The sequence below is a fragment of the Paraburkholderia sp. WC7.3g genome (assembly GCF_050436345.1).
GTDB lineage: Bacteria > Pseudomonadota > Gammaproteobacteria > Burkholderiales > Burkholderiaceae > Paraburkholderia > Paraburkholderia podalyriae.
This window is the reverse complement of the sequence record NZ_JBNDMA010000002.1, coordinates 3742143-3759488: the sequence shown is the minus strand read 5'-3', so window position 1 is coordinate 3759488 and position 17346 is coordinate 3742143. Positions and strand designations below refer to the sequence as shown.

Below are 17346 nucleotides of genomic sequence, written 5' to 3'. Positions count from 1 at the left end.
TGGCGGCTTACTGCTGCTGCCGACTCAACTCGCGCGCCGCGTGATCGATCGCCTCCGCCACCGCGCCGGCGTGCGACACCGGCACGAGATGGCTCGACGCGATCGGCACCACCTTCGCACCGATTCGCCCGGCGATCATTTTCTGCAGATCGGGCGACACCGCGCGGTCTTTCGTCGTCAGCACGTACCACGACGGTTTGTTTTTCCAGCCGACCTGATCGACCTGTTCGTCGAATGCATTCGCGGCGATCGGCACCTGCGCGGCCGCGAGCACGCGCGCGACGGTCTCGGACACGTCGGCGGCGAGGTCGGCGTGATAGAGCGCGCGGTCGACCCACAAAAAGCCGTTCGCGTCCTTGCTGATGCTCTGACCGGCCGGCATCGGGCCGCCGGCCTTCATCACGTCCATCGCCGATTCGTGCAGTTGCGGCGCGAGCGCGGCGACATACACGAGACCAGCGACGTTGGGCGCATTCGCGGCGACCTCGGTGATCACGACGCCGCCCCACGAGTGACCGACCAGCAGCACCGGACCGTTCTCGCGATCGAGCACGCGGCGGGTCGCGGCGACGTCGTCGGCGAGCGACGTCAGCGGGTTCTGCACCGCGCTTACGTGATAACCCTTTTGCTGCAGCTTCGCGACTACGCCGTTCCAGCTCGATCCGTCGACGAACGCGCCATGCACGAGCACGATGTTGCGCACCGGGCCGCCGAGCGAAGCATTGGCGGGCGACGGCGCTGGCTGGGCGCCTGGCTGCGAACTGGCGTCATCAGCCGGTTGTTGGGCGGCCGGCGCCGTCTGCGCGAGCGCGGACGGACTCACGCCCGCGAAACAGAGGCACAACACGGCGGCGCAAAGCAGACGTCTGGGCAACATGTTGAAGCTCCGCGGGTCGAGAAGTGGACTTCGGCAACATACCCAGGTGCCATCCCCCTGACAATCACAATCCGCGCGCTTAAGTGCGGCGCACAACGAAAGGGGGCGGCTCCGTATGTCAGAGGAATACCGGTCGCGGTAAAATCGCCGGTTTGCCGGGCCGGACCATGCTGTAGGGCCTGATTAATGCGGCCGCAACGCTGCCTTATGCAGCGGTCTTGGTCAAGCGGCGGCGGGAGGGGGTGCGTGGTGGCATCGAGGCCGCGGGAAGATAAGCGACCATTTCGTGTGACGCGGGTGGGGTGGCCTGGGCTTTGACGAGCGCGCTGTCTGAACGGACACGCGCGGTATTCCCGCGATAGGGCGAATGGATGTGCCCAAGCGCACAGATCGATTTTCGCGAATCGGTAATCTCTGTCCGATCGCCCGGTCCGAAGCCGGCACACGCCGACAAGCTCTGCTGTCCCCGAATCTCTTCGCTGGACGGCACCGGACGTGAACCTATCCTCTCTCTTGCGATGCGTCGAAGCGACGTCGCCGCTGTCCTGAGCGGTGGCATGGCCGGGTGGCACGTCACCGCGGTATCGCGGGTCCGAAGGTGCAACAACCGCACGTTCATTGACGTAACGCACAGGGGAACACCATGTTCAACGCGAGCGCCGGACGTACCAGGTTGGGGTCGAGTGTCGGTGTGGGTGCCGTGCTTCTTCTATTGACTGCGGTGGCCTGCCTCGCGCTGCATTGCGTGCACATCGTCGCGAAGTTTCGCGCCAGTCCGCCCGACGCGTTTGGCGACTTCAATCTCTACCTGTACGCCTTCAACGTCGTTCTGCACGATCCGACGCGCCTTTACGATCACGACGGTCTCGTCGCGTTTCTGCAGCGGATCGGCGCGCGCTCGACCGGCGACGACATCTTCTTCGCCTATCCGCCGCAGTTCGCGCTGGTGTTTTCGCCGCTCGCGCTGCTGACGCCGCTCGCAGCGAAATTCATCTGGATGGCCGCATCGGTCACGATGTTCGCCGCGGGCGTGTACCTCATCGTGAAGATGGCGTATCGCGGCGCCGAGCGCAGCATGAACGTGCTGCTGGTGGCGCTCGCTCTGCTGAGCTTCCCGCTGGTCGAAGATACCTACGACGGCCAGTCGAACGAATTGCTGTTCTTTCTGCTGATCGCAACCTTCGCTCTGATCGAGCGTGGCGACCGCTATGCCGCGGGCCTTTTCCTCGGATTTGCGATGGCAATCAAGCTGACCCCCGTGGCTGTCGCCGGATTGCTGTTGCTGCGGCGTGAATGGCGGACCTTCATGGTCGCGGTCGTCGTCGCGGCCGTGCTGACGTTGCTCACCGCAGCACGCCTCGGCTTCGGTGTTGTATGGCACTACTTCACCGTGGACATGCCCCACCTGAACGGCATGGCGCTAGCGATGAGCGGCGGTGGCGCGCCGATGAACAACTCCGTGCAAGGTGCATTGCAGACACTGTCGGCGACCGTCGGCATGCCGCTGTCCGGCGCCGTGCTGTCGACGGTCTCGATGGCGTTGGTGCTGTCCGCGTGCCTGCTGTCCGCGTATCTGGTGTTTCGCCGCCATCAGGACAGCCGCATCGACTACGCGCTCGCCGCGATGACGATGCTGGTCGCCTATCCGGTGTTGGAGCCCATCCACATGATGCTGGCGCTGATTCCGCTGCTGATCCTGTGTGGCACGGCCTTCGAAGCACGCGACAGGCAGCTCTCCGCACTCGGCCCCAGGCTGGAGATGCTGCTCGGCGCATTCACCGTGCTATTGCTGTTTTTCTCAGCGAGGTTCGTGTCCTATACCGTCGCGGCGGCGATTATTTATGGGCTTTGCGTCGCGCGGTATTTTTCGCCGTCGACGGTGGTTCGACAGCGCGCGCAGCGGGCCGTATGAGTCATTCTCGCGAGGAGCCGGCCGGTCAAGCTGATCCACGGCGCCGCTGGCATGCCGTAATCGGTTCTACCGAGCAACGTCGATGGACCACCCTGGCGGAACAGTCACGTGATAGGACGTAGCGCCCGACCGAATTTCCCACTGCTGCAGAAGTTGCGCTTCGAATCGTTCGCCGGAAGCAAGCAGAATCACGAAAATCAGGACAGCCGCTATCGGCCTGAGCGACGTAATCCTCGTGTTGACGATTGACAGCGTCAATGTCCATAGCATGAAAATACCCCATGGATAGACGTAGCGCGCGCCGGTTCCGTACCAGGCAATCTGCACGGGCGGCGCCACTCTCGTGATACCCAGACCCCACAGAAGCACGCTGAAGTAAAGCAGCCATGCGAAAAGCAGCCGCGCACGCGACAGAACGCACACGCCTATCAGGAGCGCGGCGAACAGATAGCCGGCCATGGTGGTGGCTAGCACCGAGGGCAGGAAATCCGTAAACATCGCCTGAGTCATCCATGTGACCCAGGGGACATCGTGTACTCCTTTCGGGGCCTGCGGATGGCGCAGCATGACGACGGTCTGCACTGCAACGGCGACGAAGTATGTCACGACGATCGGCCAGTTTATCGTCCCAGCTGCTGGTCGCAGCCGGCGCAGCGCGATCGCTATCGCGACGGCCGGCATCAGCAGAACACCGAACGGGCCGGTCAGCGTCAACAATCCGACTGCAATGATGCGCGGCAGCGAGCGGCGCCCCTGGCCTTCAAATATTGCTTCCCACAGCAGCACGAGCAGCGCGGGCAGCAGGACCCATTGCAGGTAGGTGATCGAGAGCAGCACCTCGCCGTTCTGAGGGGCGAGAACCGGCGCAAGACCCATGAATGCTGCCGTAACCGGTGTGACCTGCCTCAGAGCAAACGCGATGTATGCACATGCGCCTGACGTAAGCGCGGCGCTGCACCACACAAAAAAGTAGGGAGTCGCGTTGAATGGCACGATAGCGCGCTGGGTCTCGGCAATCAGCCGAGGTATCAGATGCAGATAGCCAGCATAGTTTGTCAGCACGGCGCGCAAGCCCAACTGATGCGCCTGCAGGATAAAGATGGGGGCGTCCTCGGCCCACAGGAATCCCTGCTCAAGCCGGGTTGTTGCACGAGACCAGATGATGAGAAAAGCGAGCAGAAAGACGAGCGCGGCCCGCGCGCGGTGATTGGAAATATTCATCGCGGCGAGAATATCAAAGGGCCTTTTTATAGTCTAGCGACGATACGTCGGCGCTTGCGGGTGCACGACGTCGCTGCTTTGCAGCAAGGATGCCTCGGGTAACTGTTCGAGTGCGACACTGTGATTCGCGAGGACATAGATATGTCGCGATGTGATCCGCGCCTGCAGCAAGTCGTCGTGCGCACGTCGCACACGTGAACAGACCCTAAACACCCGGCGCCCTGGGAAAACGGCCGCCTCGGCAACCAATGCTGGAGGCGGCCGTTTTGCATTGCATCGCGGCAAGGGACTCCTCCATTCGCCCGATCCGTATAGGGGGCGCGCTTCCCCCTTGGCGCTGTCTTGCACGATGCAGAGGAGAGGACTACCTTTGCTTTAGAGCCGCTTACAATGCTCAGCGAAGCGGTCCTGGCAGAAGTGCCGGCGCAGGCAGTACGAAGTACGGCAGGCGGCACAACGACGGCCAGGAGCCTTTTTTGTTAGCGGCTCCAGCGAGTGACGCGCAGCGAGGTGGACTATGGCGCTTGCGATTGCCCTGAGCCTGATCATCGCATTGGCGGTAGGGTTTCACTTTGCCAGTCCCTGGTGGATCACGCCGATCGCCTCGAACTGGGTGCGCATGGACGACATGCTGACGATCACACTCGTCATTACCGGCGCGCTCTTCATCGCGATCAACCTGTTCATCGTGGTCGCACTGGTGCGCTACCGCAACCGCAGGGGGCATCGCGCTGCTTACGAGCCGCACAACAAGCGGCTGGAATGGTGGCTGATCGGGCTGACCACTGTCGGCGTGGCAGCGTTGCTGGCACCGGGGCTCTTCGTCTACGCAGACTTCGTACGGCCGCCGCCCAACGTGCTGCAGATGGAAGTGTTCGGCCAGCAATGGCAATGGCGCTTCCGCTTTGCCGGCCCCGGAGGCAAGCTGGGCACGACGGACGTGCGCTACATCAGCAACGACAACCCTTTCGGCCTGAACCCCGCCGACCCCAACGGTCGTGACAACTACCTGATCGAGACGCCCGAGGTGCACCTGCCGCTCAACCAGCCGATCCAGGTCCTGACACGGTCGCGCGACGTGCTGCACGACTTCTACGTACCGGCGTTCCGGGCGCGCATGAACATGGTGCCCGGCATGGTGACCACCTTCTGGTTCACGCCGACCAAGGCAGGGCGTTACGACATCCTGTGCGCGCAGCTTTGCGGTATCGGGCACTCCAACATGCGCGGCGTGGTGGTGGTGGAAGACAAAGCATCGTTCTCGCGCTGGCTGGCGCAGCAGAGCACGTTCGCGCAGCGGCAGCAGGCCACGGTGCAGGCCGCATCCGCTGCTGCAGGCGGCAGCGCCAAGGCGCTTGCTGACCAGGGCAAGACGCTCGCAGAGGGCAAAGGCTGCTTCGCCTGCCATACCGTGGACGGCAGTCCGCGCGTGGGCCCCACCTGGAAGGGCCTCTACGGCAAGACCGAAACGATGGCCGACGGCAGCACCGCTAAGGTGGACGAAGCCTATCTGCGCGCCTTCATCCGCAACCCGAAGGCCCGCGTCGTGAAGGGCTTCGCACCCATCATGCCGACCTTCGACCTGAGCGAGCAGGAGCTGACCGCGCTGGTGGCCTACATCGAATCGCAAGGCGGCCCGGCCGCCAGCAACGCAACCAATCCCTAGCGGAGCAGACGTAATGCCTTACGCGCACACTGACCACGCCCCACAAAGCTTCTGGACCCGCTATGTCTGGAGCCAGGACCACAAGGTCATCGCCGTGCAGTATTCGCTGACGGCCATCGCCATCGGTCTGGTCGGCCTTGTGTTGTCGGACCTGATGCGGTTGCAGCTCGGCTTTCCGGGCAAGTTCAGTTTCATCGACGCCAACCACTACTACCAGTTCGTCACCATGCACGGGATGATCATGGTGATCTACCTGCTGACGGCGCTGTTTCTGGGCGGCTTCGGCAACTACCTGATCCCGCTGATGCTGGGTGCGCGCGACATGGTGTTCCCGTTTCTCAACATGCTGAGCTACTGGGTCTACCTGCTGGCCGTGCTCGTGCTGGTGGCGAGCTTCTTCGTGCCAGGCGGGCCGACCGGGTCGGGCTGGACGCTGTATCCACCACAGGCCATCCTGCCGGGCACGCCGGGCGTGGAATGGGGCATCGTGTTGATGCTGGTGTCGTTGGCGATCTTCATCGTCGCGGCAACGATGGGCGGCTTGAATTACGTCACCACCACGCTGCAGGCGCGCACGCGCGGCATGACGCTCATGCGCATGCCGCTCACGGTGTGGGGCATCTTCATCGCGACCATCATGGCACTGCTGGCGTTTCCAGCGCTGTTCGTGTCAGCGGTGATGATGCTACTTGACAGGGCACTCGGCACCAGTTTCTTCATACCGGCCGTGGTGTCGATGGGGCAGACGCTCAAGCATGCCGGCGGCAGCCCGCTGCTGTTCCAGCACCTGTTCTGGTTCTTCGGGCATCCGGAGGTCTACATCGTCGCGCTGCCGGCCTTTGGCATTGCGTCGGACCTCATCAGCACGCACGCGCGCAAGAGCATCTTCGGCTACAAGATGATGGTGTGGGCCATCGTCGTCATCGGTGCGCTGAGCTTCGTGGTCTGGGCGCACCACATGTTCATCGCCGGCATGAATCCGTACTTCGGCTTCTTCTTTGCCACCACCACGCTCATCATCGCCATCCCGACCGCCCTCAAGGTCTACAACTGGGTGCTGACGCTGTGGCGCGGCGATATCCACCTGACCGTGCCGATGCTGTTTGCCATCGGCTTCATCAGCACCTTCGTCCTGGGTGGGCTGACCGGGCTCTATCTCGGCAACGTGAGCGTGGACATTCCGCTGTCGAACACGTACTTCGTGGTGGCGCACTTCCATATGGTGATGGCCGTGTCGCCGATCCTGGTGGTGTTTGGCGGCATCTACCACTGGTATCCGAAGGTGACGGGCCGCATGCTCAACGACACGCTCGGGCGCATGCACTTCTGGGTCACCTTCCTCGGCACCTATGCGATCTACTTCCCGATGCACTATCTCGGCATCCTGGGCATGCCGCGGCGGTATTACGCGTATGAGGGCTTCAGTTTCATTCCATCTTCGGCGCAGACGCTCAACACGTTCATCACCGTCATTGCGCTGATCGTTGCAGTGGCGCAGTTGCTGTTCCTGTACAACCTGGCGTGGAGCCTGGTGCGCGGCAAGCGTGCCGACAGCAACCCTTGGCGGGCCACCACGCTGGAATGGCAGACGCCGCAAACGCCGCCAGTGCATGGCAACTGGGGCGCCGCGCCGCCCGTCGTTTACCGCTGGGCGTACGAATACAGCCCGACGTGGCAGGAGGAAGACTTCGTCCCGCAAAACCAGCCGCCTGCGACGGCGCCTGAACCGGCCTCCCACCCGACGCTTCAACCCGGAGAGGCACGCGAATGACCACACTGCCCCGCTCCTTCGTTCCTGACGCGCCACCTGTCTCGCCGAATGCGAGCCGCATCGGCCTGATCGTCTTCATGGCGGTGGCAACGACATTGTTTTCACTGCTGCTGTTCGCCTATGCAATGCGTATGCGCGAGCCCGACTGGCAGCCGATCCCGCATCCAGCGCTGCTGTGGTGGAACACCGGCGCGCTGGTGCTGGCAAGCATTGCCATGCAGCGTGCCCGGCAGATTACCTTGCACCGCGCGGCGTGGCTGGTGTCGGGCGGTGTGCTGGCGGCCGTGTTCGTAATCGGACAACTGGCCGCCTGGCGCATGCTGTCGGCGGCCGGGCAGACCGTCACCGTCAATCCTTCCAATAGCTTCCTCTACCTGCTCACCGGCCTGCACGGGCTGCATGTGCTGGGCGGGCTGGTGGCCTGGGCCGTGACGATCGCGCTTCTCCAGCGCGCGGACCCCTTCCGAACCCACCGCGCCATCACGCTTTGCGCCATCTACTGGCATTTCCTGCTGGCTGTCTGGCTCGTGCTGCTGGCGGCGATGTGGTGGATCACCCCTGAGTTCGTCGCCGCCATCTGCGGGCCGGTGTATGGAGCCGCGCCATGACCACGCCCACGCTCCCCACCGAATCCGCTGCCACCACGCCCACCGACGCCGGGCCTGACGGCTGGCGCGGCATCGTCACGGACTGGTCGGCCGACCGCGAAGCCTTCAAGGTGCCGTGGGGCAAGGCGATGATGTGGATCTTCCTGCTATCGGACACCTTCATCTTCAGCAGCTTCCTGATCGGTTACATGACGGTGCGGATGTCGACCACGGTGCCGTGGCCTGACACTTCCAAAGTGTTCGCGCTCACTGTGGGCGGCGTGGATGTGCCTTTGCTGCTGATCGCCATCATGACGTTCGTCCTGATCAGCAGCAGCGGCACCATGGCGATGGCCGTCAACTTTGGCTACCGGCGCAACGCAAAGCGCGCCGCCGCACTGTTGCTTGCGACCGCGCTGCTGGGCGCGACCTTCGTATCGATGCAGGCCTTCGAATGGACCAAGCTGATCGTCCATGAAGGTATCCGCCCCTGGGGCAACCCGATGGGCGCGGCGCAGTTTGGCGCGTGCTTCTTCATGATCACCGGGTTCCACGGCTTTCACGTGAGCTGCGGTGTGATCTACCTGCTGCTGATCGCACGCAAGATCCTGCAACCGGGGTTCACCGAGCACGGCAACTTCCAGATCGTGGAGATTGCCGGCTTGTACTGGCACTTCGTCGATCTGGTGTGGGTGTTCATCTTTGCGCTGTTCTATTTGTGGTGAGGCAGACCATGGACCACACCGATCCCGCCCATCGGCCCGACGCCGCGCACGGCCAGCAGCATCCGATCGGCATCTACCTGAAAATCTGGGGCCTGCTGTTCGTACTGAGCACGATGTCGTACATGGTGGATTACTTCCACGTGCAGGGCCTGCTGCGCTGGGCGCTGATCGTCGTGCTCATGATCGCCAAGGCCGGGCTGATTGTGTCGATTTTCATGCACATGATGTGGGAGCGGCTGGCGCTGGTGTACGCCATCCTGATGCCGCCCTTGGGCTTGCTGGTGCTGATGGTGCTGATGGCTGCCGAAGCGCATCACACCTTCGGCATGCGGGAACTCTTCTTCCACTGACCCCTGCGCCGACCGTTCCTCAGGCGAGTGCCTGGAACGCACCGCTCTGAATACAAAACGACCCGACAAATGCCGGGCCGTTTTTGTTTCCTGGCTCGCTGAAAATCTCAGCGAAAAACACCTTCAAATCAGGCGTGCTTCTCACTGAATTCGTTGAGCGGCTCAGGCTGCTTGAGCGGATCGAAGTCGGCCCACCGCCCTTGTTGCCAGCGTCCGGTCGCGCGTTCGATCGCCGCGCCTCCCGCATCGCGCAGCACCCGTGCGGCGTCCAACTGGCTGTCCGGCGACACGTGTACGGCCACCAGCACGCCGGAATCACGGGTTTCTTCGTTGCTGGATTCAAGCGTGCGCATCATCGCGCCGACCAATGAACCGACATACGCACTCACCCCGGCCGCGATCAGCGACATGATAAGCGGCGCCGAAAACGCCGCGAAGATCCCAACGCCGACCACGGCGCCAACCGCTGCGCCAATCGCGATGCCCATCTCGGCACCCTTCGGCGCCTCCCTCGCGTTTGCGTCGGCGCTGATATCGCCGCCGGGCCGAAAACGCGCGTGCTGGCCGATCGGATTGACGAAAAACAGCGTGACGTCCTCCTCGACAAAACCGGCATTGAAGAGCCGTTGCGCCGCGTTTTCAGCGGCGGGGAATGTCGTAAAGCGTGCTGCGACGATGAGTGACATGTGGCCTCCTTCCATCGGTGACTAGCGGTTGCAGACTATGCCGCCCCACCTCACCCGCGCCGAGACAGAGGTGCATGCGGTGGCACGCGCCGGGACTATGCCGTGATGCCGCGATCGGGTTCCATGCCGTCCACTCTGAACAGTCCGCTATGTAACACTACTCCTTTGCCGCCGTTCTGGTCGATCGATTCCGCGCAAACCGAGCGGATAGGATTGCGGCCGTTGTCGAAAGCAGCCATTAAGGCGGATTCCAGCGCGGAATGGGCGCCGAAATGATCTTCCAGCGCCTCGGCGGTAATTGCCGCACTCAACCGGCTCGCCGTCGACGGGCGCCGTAAAGCGCAGTGTCTGAAAAGACTAATTATCGATCCGCTGACAGGTCTGCCGCGGCCAACAGCTGACGTGCCTCCAGGGCCTCTTGCACGTACAGTTCATCACGCCACGTCGTCGCCAGAACGAGGATCATCCGTCGGGGTGTCGACAGCCATGCGAAGCTATCAGTCTCGCGAGTTGGAGGACTAGAATGAATTATTCGAATCAATCGGGAGACAAATTGTGCAACTTCACATGGATTCCCATCATTTCACACACGGCCAGCTCGACTGGCGGGCAGCCGTGCTGGCAGGCGTCATTGCGGGCGTTGTGTTCCTGGTGCTAGGGGTTATCCTGATGGCACTGACGACGGGCGGAAGTCTGCTGGAGCCCCCACACATGGTCGCCGCGATCATTCTGGGACGAGGTGCATTGCGATCGCCGCAAGCATTCTCAATTGGCATCGTGCTCGCGGCCTTTGTGGTGCATTTTGCCCTTGCCATCGTATTCGCGCTTATCCTCGGTCTGATCATGACGTCATTCAACCTTGACTCGAGCATGGGGATGGCTTCACTGACCGGTGGCGCTTTCGCTGTAGCCGTTTACCTGATTAATTTCTACGGCATGACACAGTTTTTTCCGTGGTTCGCAGAAGCGCGCAACTGGGCCAGCCTGTTCACTCACATCGTCTTGGGTATCGTGGCGGCGAACCTGTACATGAGACTCGAGCGCAACGCATCCCCTAGGGTCAAGGCGGACGCGGGCGGCCCGTCGTAGTCCGGTGCCGTGTTGATCGACCGGTCTCCAGAGCAGAAAAGGCTCGCCGCGCAACAACATGAGCGCCTCGTCGAGATCGTCATGCTCGGCCATTCCGGTGAAAGCGCCGTTCGACATGTGCGAGGATGATGCGCGATAGACGCGGCGAGCACCGTCAGCACCATCGCGACGAACGGCACGCAGATGAAGTGCCACAGGTAGATACCGTAGCGAGCGGAACGGTGACATTGCAAGCGGCGTGGACGCTGGCGGCACGCGCATTGCGCGTCACGAATGGCTCCACGATGCGGGACTTTCGATCATGTACGCATACTTCAGGCGGTCGTACGGGCCTTGCCCTTTTGACGGCGAGGGAGGTGTGCCGACCCGCGAGTGGCGCCTCAAGCGCAACTGCTCCCTCACGCCGCGGCAGTCGCTCGCCGCGACCGTGTTCCTCATGGCGCTCGTCCTCGCGATCGGCGTGGTAGCGGCATTCGCATTCGGCGTGTGGCTCGCGCTGCCCTTCTCGATGCTTTGCACCGTGGCCGTCGGCATCGCCTTTATCGCTTACTCCAGGCACGCGACGGACGGCGAGGTGCTGACGTTCGCGCCCCCGTTCGTGATCGTCGAAATACACGAGCGCGGACGCCGCACGATGCATCGGATGAATGCGGCCCGCTTGGCCGTGTCTGTCGGCGACAGCGATGGCGCCGTCTACCTTTGCGACGGCTGGCAGCGTATTCCCGTCGGACGGCAACTGCCTGCCGCCGCCCGCGCGGAGTTTGTGCGTCAATTGCGCCGCTTTATCGTGGCCGACTGTTGACATGCCGGCCGATGATCGCCCGGCATGTCTGATCGGCCTCACAGCAATACGCCGAGCGCCCCGACGATGCCGATGCGGCACGCGATGCTCACGCCAATGATCGGCGCCACGCGAAATGCGCCGCGCACTCGCTCTGCAGCGGGCAACACAGTGCCGCTCGCCAGCGCGATCAGCTATCCTGCAACCAACGGCAGCAGCAAAGCGTTGAGCACCTGCGCGACGATGTTGAGCGACAGAGGGTCCGGCACGCGCGCGACGAACACCACACTGCGGTCACCGTTGACCCCGTAGAACCATCGCGCCTCGAACAGATGCAAGGCCAGTGAACGGCGCTAGCCCGCGATTTCACCGAAGCCCCACGCGAGGGATCGAATCGCGTTGCATCCGGTTGCGAAATCTGTGAGGCGCCTTCCCCGATTCCAGCGTCATTGAAAGATGATAACGGGCATGGTGCCCATAACGGGCGCGAGCCTATCCTGCAGTTCCTATTTTCTTTGTTGTTTTTGACGTGCGATTTCAAAGGCAATCAGATCGCCGAAGGATGCTGTTGAATCGTTACTGAACGGACCGTTAGGTCGGTTGACATGATGCGCGTGCCGGTGCTCCTTCTGTCTTCAAACGCAAGACAAGTGCGAGCATACCGCGAAGCAATCGTCTCAGATCAAACGCAAATGCGATGGAGACCGCTCACCACAGTCGAGGTTTTTTCGCCCAACTGAAAGTTGACTCAGTGGAGCAGGGCGTCTACGGTTGCACGGCCAGAATCTCGGGCGCGTCGATGTCGGAAATCGGGCGCTTGCCAAGCCACGGGAACACGTCGTTTTTCATGCGGGCCAGCGTCTTCGCGTGCTGGGCGGGCGCGACGCCGCTCTTGCGCTCATCCATCCAGCCGCGCGCGACTGCCTCGAAAGAGTCGGCCGCTGCGAGCCTGCATGGTGGTATCTCCCGCCGGATAAAACCTGGTAACGAGCCAGATACCACCAAAAATACCACCACATACCAGCGGCAGTCGACAGGTCAACTCGGACCGTCGGAGAATAAAAAACCCCGTAAGACCTTGATCTTACGGGGTTTCTCGGAATACTTCGGCACTTGCCGGAACATCTTTTGGTGCCCAGGGCCGGAATCGAACCGGCACGCCTTGCGGCGGGGGATTTTGAGTCCCCTGCGTCATATGATGTAACGTACAACTACATGATTATTATATAAAAAATATGCGTAACTCAGGCGTAATGACTCTGTTTTCCCACAAAACCATCGAAAACGTATAAAGTTTGTGGGAAAATTGTGGGAAATATTCGACGCCTTTGGGGAAAACCGTGCCGAAAGAGAATCCAGACGAGGGTGGTCGTCGGAGCACAACTAAAGTGAACTTCGGGACGAAGTCGGCTCTCACAGCCGCACTGATGAAACCTGGCCGGAAGACAGATTCAAATCCGACCTCGTTACAGATACGTGTGTCGCCGCTCAAGAAGGCCGTTTGGTACTACAGATTCCGCGACAAGGATGGACTGCTCAGGGAAGGAACCCTTAAGTACGCGGCAGTCGCTGCAGACGGCGACGGTCGGGTAACGCTGGACTACGAGCAGGCGAAAGCAGAGGTCGCGAGGATTAAAGGCGACGCAGCGAAGTCCGAATCTGAGCGACGGGAAGAATCTGACCGTACGCATTTCGACACGCTGGAGGACGGATTCCGTTATTACCTCGCGAATCGGATAACTTTGAAGAACGAGCCGCTAGAAAAGGAGACCAAGACAAACTACGAGAAGGTGTTTAACCAATATCTCCGGAAGAACCTCTTGGCCGAGGAAGGGTTTAAAACCCCCCCTTCGCAATGGAATCTTGCAGATACGAAAGTCATGCAGTGGATGCAACTCTTGGTGCGGATTAAGGGCAAGAGTCTGTCGAAGGCGAGAAACTGCCAAAGTATTATTTCCGGTATTTACGGGATGGGCGTTGCACTGAGAGTGCTGGACTCCAATCCGATGAACAACGCTCGCTATCTTCGCGTGTTGCCAAAACCGCCGGAGAAGAAGCGGCACGTAGACACGGTCAACCTCCCGCATCTGTTTGACGCCATTGACGCCGGACTGAGCCGACAGAGTTCGAAAGATGCAGTCACGCTTGTCATGATGACGGGCACACGTTTGCTGGCTGGCTTGGGATTGCGGTGGGACCAGATTGATTTCGAGCAAGGCTTCTATTTCGTTCAACCAAAACAGCCGGGCTGGAAGGGCTTCACGGGAATTCTGCCGCTCAGTGATTTCGTTCTCGAGCTTTTGAAGAGACGATTTGAGCAACGTAAACAGAGCGATGGCGACTATGTATTTCGGGCACACCATGGCAAGTCTTATCCGCATCAAAGCCGCATGCATGACGCGATGAAGGCCGTCTCCGAAGAGTTCAATTTTCGGTCGTGCCCACAAGACTTGCGTCGAACGTTTGCCACTGTCGCCAATCTATGCTTCGACTACAACACGCGCAAGGTAGGCGCTTTGCTCACGCATAGATGGGCGGTCTCTGCCGAGGGAATGGTTGTCACGCAAGATGCCATAACTCGTCGGTATATCGGAGAAAAGTTGAGCCACTTGCGAGCATTATCGAATACGGTCACGGATTTCATGCTGGAACTCGCTCGGCGCAAGCCCTTGTCTGAGCGGACTCGCTCCATCCTGACCCAGTATGACCCAGAGAACCTAAAACTCATCGACCTGCCCGCTAGCGGCGAAGAACTGGCTCTTCAGCGTTTGTTGCCGGCTACCAGCACCTGAGACACCTTGAGTATGCCCACCAGTTTCCAGCGTCAGTAGGCATGCGCTGGGCCCCTCATGGTCACTCGCTACACGTAGCGCGCAATATCGCGTCGATGTGCGGGGGAGAGCGTGCTTCTTGAGCCTGTTATTATTGACGGGGTTTGGGCGAGCATGGGTCGCATGATGCGACCATAGGAAGTGCGAGAAAGCCTGGCGGGCCGCCCGGCGGGGCGAAGGGTCGTTGGCGGCTGGCGCCTGTGCGGGAATGTGCTACGACAAATGGCTGACACGCTGGTCGCGAATCAAGGACAACTGCGTTATGCAGATGACCGTGTTCCAAGGAGCGTCGTCAGTAAATTGCGCCGTCTTCACGCAACAGATGAGTACCTTTCTGCATCGCTTCCTGCTGCCCATATGGAGTCGCTCACCAACGGACACGATTTTGCGGACGTAAAGCCATTGAGCCGACGTGGGAGTCCAGAGAGTGTCATCTGCGACCGCGAATGAGTCGGCCGATTGCGTGCCCGACGACTGCCGCGCACACCGGTATCGCGAGCAACAGCGAGTTCTCACGCCAAACCTGCCACAAGTCGATGTGCATATAAGTGTCCGTGTGAGGTTCTGCTACCAGCCGAGCAGGATGCCCAACCGTTCCATCAACCAATCCGTTTCGACGACGCTTGTCCACCCTTTGCGTTCAATCGCCCTCCTCATCCGCCGCAGTGTGACGTCGTGCGGATGATGCGGATATTTAGCTGCATCTTTTAGGGTTTTTTGAACAAGCTGCTGCGCGAGGTCCTCGCACAAATCCCAGCGTTCGAATCGTTCTGGCGCCGTTAGACCGACAACAAACCGTCCTGCAATTATCCGCCCGGCGAGTTTCGGCTGTGTGCCGGACAGTGATGCGGGCGTCGTGTCGCACGGAAAATCGTTGGGGACCTGAGAGCCCAACTGCTCCTCCAGTAGAAGTTGCTCGTAGTCACGCATCAGTCCGCTGGCGCTGATGTCCTCGTTAAGTTGGTCCCAGTGCAACTCTGCGCCGGATGCGGAGACTCGAACCTGGCTTCGCTGCTCGGGCGTCGCTGCCAGCAAGCGGGGAAACCATCGCCAGGGAACTCGAAATATGCGTCCATCCTTCAACGAGACCGCGAAATCTTTCTCACTTACAGTTACTCCGATTGCCACCGGTTCGTTAGGATTTTTCATTTTCCTATGCGCACTCACAGTCGATGGTCAGTGCTTGAAGAGATAGCCGATGACACGCTTAGCAATGTCGATGAAACTCTCGTGCTTGCCACCAGGTACCGTTTCTGAATGCAGCACAGTGCCCCGGGGCAGCGACGATGCGGACCCGGATGTCATCGCCGTCCACAACGATTTGCACGCAAGCCTCCTGCGTCGGCGTAGCATCTCCGGCTGTTTGTCGCTCAACAAAGAGGGTAAATTTTCGAACGTCAGGATATGGACCTACCGGCCGTTCGTATCCTCCCGCGTGTAGCGCCTCTGACGCACGTTCCCCAGCGGCCGGCGCGGGTCGATTTCCGCGCTTGCCGTGTACAACTGCGTGGCGCCATTCGGTTCAGTCTCGTGCATGCCTTCGTAGACTTTGACAGACGTGCGCGACCACTCGGCCGCCCACGCTGCAGCCACTTGTCGCAGTCGTTTGAAATCATCGTCGTCATCAAGCATCTGCACCGGGCTTCGTCCGCTCAGGCTGCCTCGTGTCGACGACAGAAAGTGGAGGCGACTCCCAGCAGGTGCGGGAACGAGGATGCGGCAGATTGCCTGCAATCTGTCGTGGTAAGCCTTCGCTCGGTCAGGCCGAGGCGTTCGCGGAATAGGTTTTTTGAAATCAGTTGACCATTTGCGACCATTTTGCGTCGAGCAGTTAGGACCTGCTGCCATAAGTGCTTACGCAAGACTTCGCCTCCAACGTCTTCACCGGCATCAAGGTATGCATCGCGAACGAGTCTTTCGATGCGCTCAATCACGTCGTCGGGCAACTGCTGAAACTTAACGCGGTCTGCCGCCGGTAGCCGGAAACCGTTCGCCGCGATTTTGCGCACAAGCGATTAGGCGACAAATTGAGCGAGGTCGTACTCCGCGTCGATGCGGCGCATCGCAATGTCCCAGCCACTGTCAGCCATGTTGACCTCGCTGCACTGATGACAGGATGACCACTTGTTCAAGCCATTGCTCATCGGTATTTTGGTCCCAGCCCAAAGAAAGGCCGCCGGTGGCGGGGTGATGTATATGCGAAAAACATCCGTCGCCACACCGGTGACGCTCGCATCTCCACGCGTCAGGCACAAGGACCACGTCGCAGATTTCTTCCGCTTCGCCGTCGTCGGCGTCGGCGTACGGCGCTAGGTAGAGGACCACGGCCTCGGGGTCTGCTTCCTGCAAGCGACACAGAATGTCTCGTACTTTCATGGTTGCTGCTCCTTACGCCGGTGTGCGCCGCTTCGCTCGTAGGTGATAAACCTGCTTCCCAGAGAAATTCGCCGCGTGATGCGACGTCGCCCCGTATCTACTATCGCAAGCATTGGCACCTGAGTCGTTTTGCTTGCGTTGTAGTCGCGAGCCAACTTGCCATGAGCGATATTGATTCCTAGCTTCCGGAAAACTTCTGCTGCTATTTCCTCAAACGTAGCGGCCGGCGCAAGCTCATGCGTGAATTTATTGAGCCGCGTTTTGGCGTAAATTCCCACGCTGACTCGCACCAGTTTTTTGGTCTTGACCAGATTGGATAAGACGCGGCTTAGTTGCGCAGGGCTCCCCAATTGCGCGAGCTCTGACCGCAGAATTACGACGCTGTGCCGCCTTGCAATGAAGCGCATGACGCGGTCTTCGAGTTTCATCATGCTTGGTTCCCATGCACACAAGAAGTGTGGCTAACAAATCTCG

At 60.6% G+C, this 17346-nt stretch carries 16 protein-coding genes and 3 pseudogenes; 9 read left to right on the top strand and 10 right to left on the bottom strand.

Features of this window, described 5'->3' with window-relative positions; translation table 11 throughout:
• Window positions 1-7: 7 nt before the first annotated feature.
• Window positions 8-877, bottom strand: a complete 870-nt coding sequence (locus OKW43_RS28930) for an alpha/beta fold hydrolase (protein WP_429451199.1) — start codon at window positions 875-877, stop codon at window positions 8-10.
• A 643-nt stretch (window positions 878-1520) separates the two neighbouring features.
• On the opposite strand from OKW43_RS28930, the gene OKW43_RS28925 reads away from it, so the two are divergent.
• A complete protein-coding gene (locus tag OKW43_RS28925; RefSeq protein ID WP_429451197.1) occupies window positions 1521-2789 on the top strand; it encodes a glycosyltransferase family 87 protein in 1269 nt (422 codons plus the stop codon).
• A gap of 66 nt (window positions 2790-2855) precedes the next feature.
• Here the strand turns inward: OKW43_RS28925 and OKW43_RS28920 are convergent, their stop codons facing one another.
• Together OKW43_RS28920 and OKW43_RS28915 are read right to left on the bottom strand one after the other, a co-directional pair.
• On the bottom strand, window positions 2856-4010 hold the full coding sequence (locus tag OKW43_RS28920; RefSeq protein WP_429451195.1) for a hypothetical protein: 1155 nt from the start codon (window positions 4008-4010) through the stop codon (window positions 2856-2858).
• A 60-nt stretch (window positions 4011-4070) separates the two neighbouring features.
• Window positions 4071-4223: pseudogene (locus tag OKW43_RS28915) on the bottom strand (DUF1269 domain-containing protein); the annotation flags it as partial.
• 304 nt (window positions 4224-4527) lie between these two features.
• Here OKW43_RS28915 and OKW43_RS28910 point away from each other — a divergent pair.
• The 5 genes from OKW43_RS28910 to OKW43_RS28890 are packed head-to-tail and all read left to right on the top strand — an operon-like array spanning window position 4528 to window position 9109.
• Window positions 4528-5676, top strand: coding sequence for a cytochrome c oxidase subunit II (locus OKW43_RS28910; protein ID WP_187637152.1), 1149 nt, complete (start codon window positions 4528-4530; stop codon window positions 5674-5676).
• Window positions 5677-5689: 13 nt separating this feature from the next.
• The gene (ctaD, locus tag OKW43_RS28905; RefSeq protein ID WP_429451193.1) at window positions 5690-7447 is read left to right on the top strand and encodes a cytochrome c oxidase subunit I; all 1758 of its coding nucleotides are present in this window, start codon (window positions 5690-5692) and stop codon (window positions 7445-7447) included.
• Entirely contained in the window at window positions 7444-8055 is a 612-nt protein-coding gene (locus OKW43_RS28900) for a cytochrome c oxidase subunit 3 (RefSeq protein WP_429451191.1), read from the top strand. Before ctaD ends, OKW43_RS28900 begins: the two co-directional genes overlap by 4 nt.
• On the top strand, window positions 8052-8759 hold the full coding sequence (locus tag OKW43_RS28895) for a heme-copper oxidase subunit III family protein (RefSeq protein ID WP_128585146.1): 708 nt from the start codon (window positions 8052-8054) through the stop codon (window positions 8757-8759). The genes OKW43_RS28900 and OKW43_RS28895 overlap by 4 nt, the downstream gene beginning before the upstream one ends.
• 8 nt (window positions 8760-8767) lie before the next feature.
• Window positions 8768-9109, top strand: a complete 342-nt coding sequence (locus OKW43_RS28890) for a cytochrome C oxidase subunit IV family protein (RefSeq protein WP_184011180.1) — start codon at window positions 8768-8770, stop codon at window positions 9107-9109.
• Window positions 9110-9237: 128 nt separating this feature from the next.
• On the opposite strand, the gene OKW43_RS28885 is transcribed toward OKW43_RS28890, so the two are convergent.
• Window positions 9238-9795, bottom strand: coding sequence for a hypothetical protein (locus OKW43_RS28885; protein ID WP_187637149.1), 558 nt, complete (start codon window positions 9793-9795; stop codon window positions 9238-9240).
• 95 nt (window positions 9796-9890) lie between these two features.
• Window positions 9891-10140, bottom strand: a pseudogene (locus OKW43_RS28880) (DUF1488 domain-containing protein).
• A gap of 222 nt (window positions 10141-10362) precedes the next feature.
• Here OKW43_RS28880 and OKW43_RS28875 point away from each other — a divergent pair.
• Together OKW43_RS28875 and OKW43_RS28870 are read left to right on the top strand one after the other, a co-directional pair.
• Window positions 10363-10884 (top strand): hypothetical protein, encoded by a 522-nt coding sequence (locus OKW43_RS28875; protein ID WP_222945735.1) that lies wholly within the window; start codon window positions 10363-10365, stop codon window positions 10882-10884.
• A gap of 358 nt (window positions 10885-11242) precedes the next feature.
• Complete coding sequence (locus OKW43_RS28870; protein WP_187637147.1) at window positions 11243-11686, top strand: DUF2244 domain-containing protein; 444 nt, start codon at window positions 11243-11245, stop codon at window positions 11684-11686.
• Between the two features lie 173 nt (window positions 11687-11859).
• On the opposite strand, the gene OKW43_RS28865 is transcribed toward OKW43_RS28870, so the two are convergent.
• Entirely contained in the window at window positions 11860-12003 is a 144-nt protein-coding gene (locus OKW43_RS28865; RefSeq protein ID WP_187637146.1) for a hypothetical protein, read from the bottom strand.
• Window positions 12004-12439: 436 nt separating this feature from the next.
• A pseudogene (locus tag OKW43_RS28860) lies at window positions 12440-12619 on the bottom strand (phage integrase central domain-containing protein); the annotation flags it as partial.
• 386 nt (window positions 12620-13005) lie between these two features.
• Between OKW43_RS28860 and OKW43_RS28855 the strand changes: the two are divergent.
• Entirely contained in the window at window positions 13006-14457 is a 1452-nt protein-coding gene (locus tag OKW43_RS28855) for a tyrosine-type recombinase/integrase (protein ID WP_429451187.1), read from the top strand.
• 606 nt (window positions 14458-15063) lie between these two features.
• Here OKW43_RS28855 and OKW43_RS28850 read toward each other — a convergent pair.
• From OKW43_RS28850 to OKW43_RS28840, 3 genes are all read right to left on the bottom strand, one after another.
• On the bottom strand, window positions 15064-15645 hold the full coding sequence (locus OKW43_RS28850) for a DUF2442 domain-containing protein (protein ID WP_246530231.1): 582 nt from the start codon (window positions 15643-15645) through the stop codon (window positions 15064-15066).
• A gap of 933 nt (window positions 15646-16578) precedes the next feature.
• A complete protein-coding gene (locus tag OKW43_RS28845) occupies window positions 16579-16872 on the bottom strand; it encodes a hypothetical protein (RefSeq protein WP_187637144.1) in 294 nt (97 codons plus the stop codon).
• Window positions 16869-17303 carry a DUF6088 family protein gene (locus OKW43_RS28840; protein WP_429451185.1) on the bottom strand — a complete coding sequence of 145 codons (435 nt, stop codon included), beginning with the start codon at window positions 17301-17303 and terminating at the stop codon, window positions 16869-16871. Before OKW43_RS28840 ends, OKW43_RS28845 begins: the two co-directional genes overlap by 4 nt.
• Window positions 17304-17346 lie beyond the last annotated feature (43 nt).

Coding starts and splice junctions, on each gene's coding strand:
- OKW43_RS28885 (WP_187637149.1), bottom strand. CDS start 9,795: ATGTCACTCATCGTCGCAGCACGCTTTACGACATTCCCCGCCGCTGAA.
- OKW43_RS28895 (WP_128585146.1), top strand. CDS start 8,052: ATGACCACGCCCACGCTCCCCACCGAATCCGCTGCCACCACGCCCACC.
- OKW43_RS28840 (WP_429451185.1), bottom strand. CDS start 17,303: ATGATGAAACTCGAAGACCGCGTCATGCGCTTCATTGCAAGGCGGCAC.
- OKW43_RS28920 (WP_429451195.1), bottom strand. CDS start 4,010: ATGAATATTTCCAATCACCGCGCGCGGGCCGCGCTCGTCTTTCTGCTC.
- OKW43_RS28875 (WP_222945735.1), top strand. CDS start 10,363: ATGGATTCCCATCATTTCACACACGGCCAGCTCGACTGGCGGGCAGCC.
- OKW43_RS28845 (WP_187637144.1), bottom strand. CDS start 16,872: ATGAAAGTACGAGACATTCTGTGTCGCTTGCAGGAAGCAGACCCCGAG.
- OKW43_RS28890 (WP_184011180.1), top strand. CDS start 8,768: ATGGACCACACCGATCCCGCCCATCGGCCCGACGCCGCGCACGGCCAG.
- OKW43_RS28850 (WP_246530231.1), bottom strand. CDS start 15,645: ATGAAAAATCCTAACGAACCGGTGGCAATCGGAGTAACTGTAAGTGAG.
- OKW43_RS28900 (WP_429451191.1), top strand. CDS start 7,444: ATGACCACACTGCCCCGCTCCTTCGTTCCTGACGCGCCACCTGTCTCG.
- OKW43_RS28910 (WP_187637152.1), top strand. CDS start 4,528: ATGGCGCTTGCGATTGCCCTGAGCCTGATCATCGCATTGGCGGTAGGG.
- OKW43_RS28925 (WP_429451197.1), top strand. CDS start 1,521: ATGTTCAACGCGAGCGCCGGACGTACCAGGTTGGGGTCGAGTGTCGGT.
- ctaD (WP_429451193.1), top strand. CDS start 5,690: ATGCCTTACGCGCACACTGACCACGCCCCACAAAGCTTCTGGACCCGC.
- OKW43_RS28930 (WP_429451199.1), bottom strand. CDS start 877: ATGTTGCCCAGACGTCTGCTTTGCGCCGCCGTGTTGTGCCTCTGTTTC.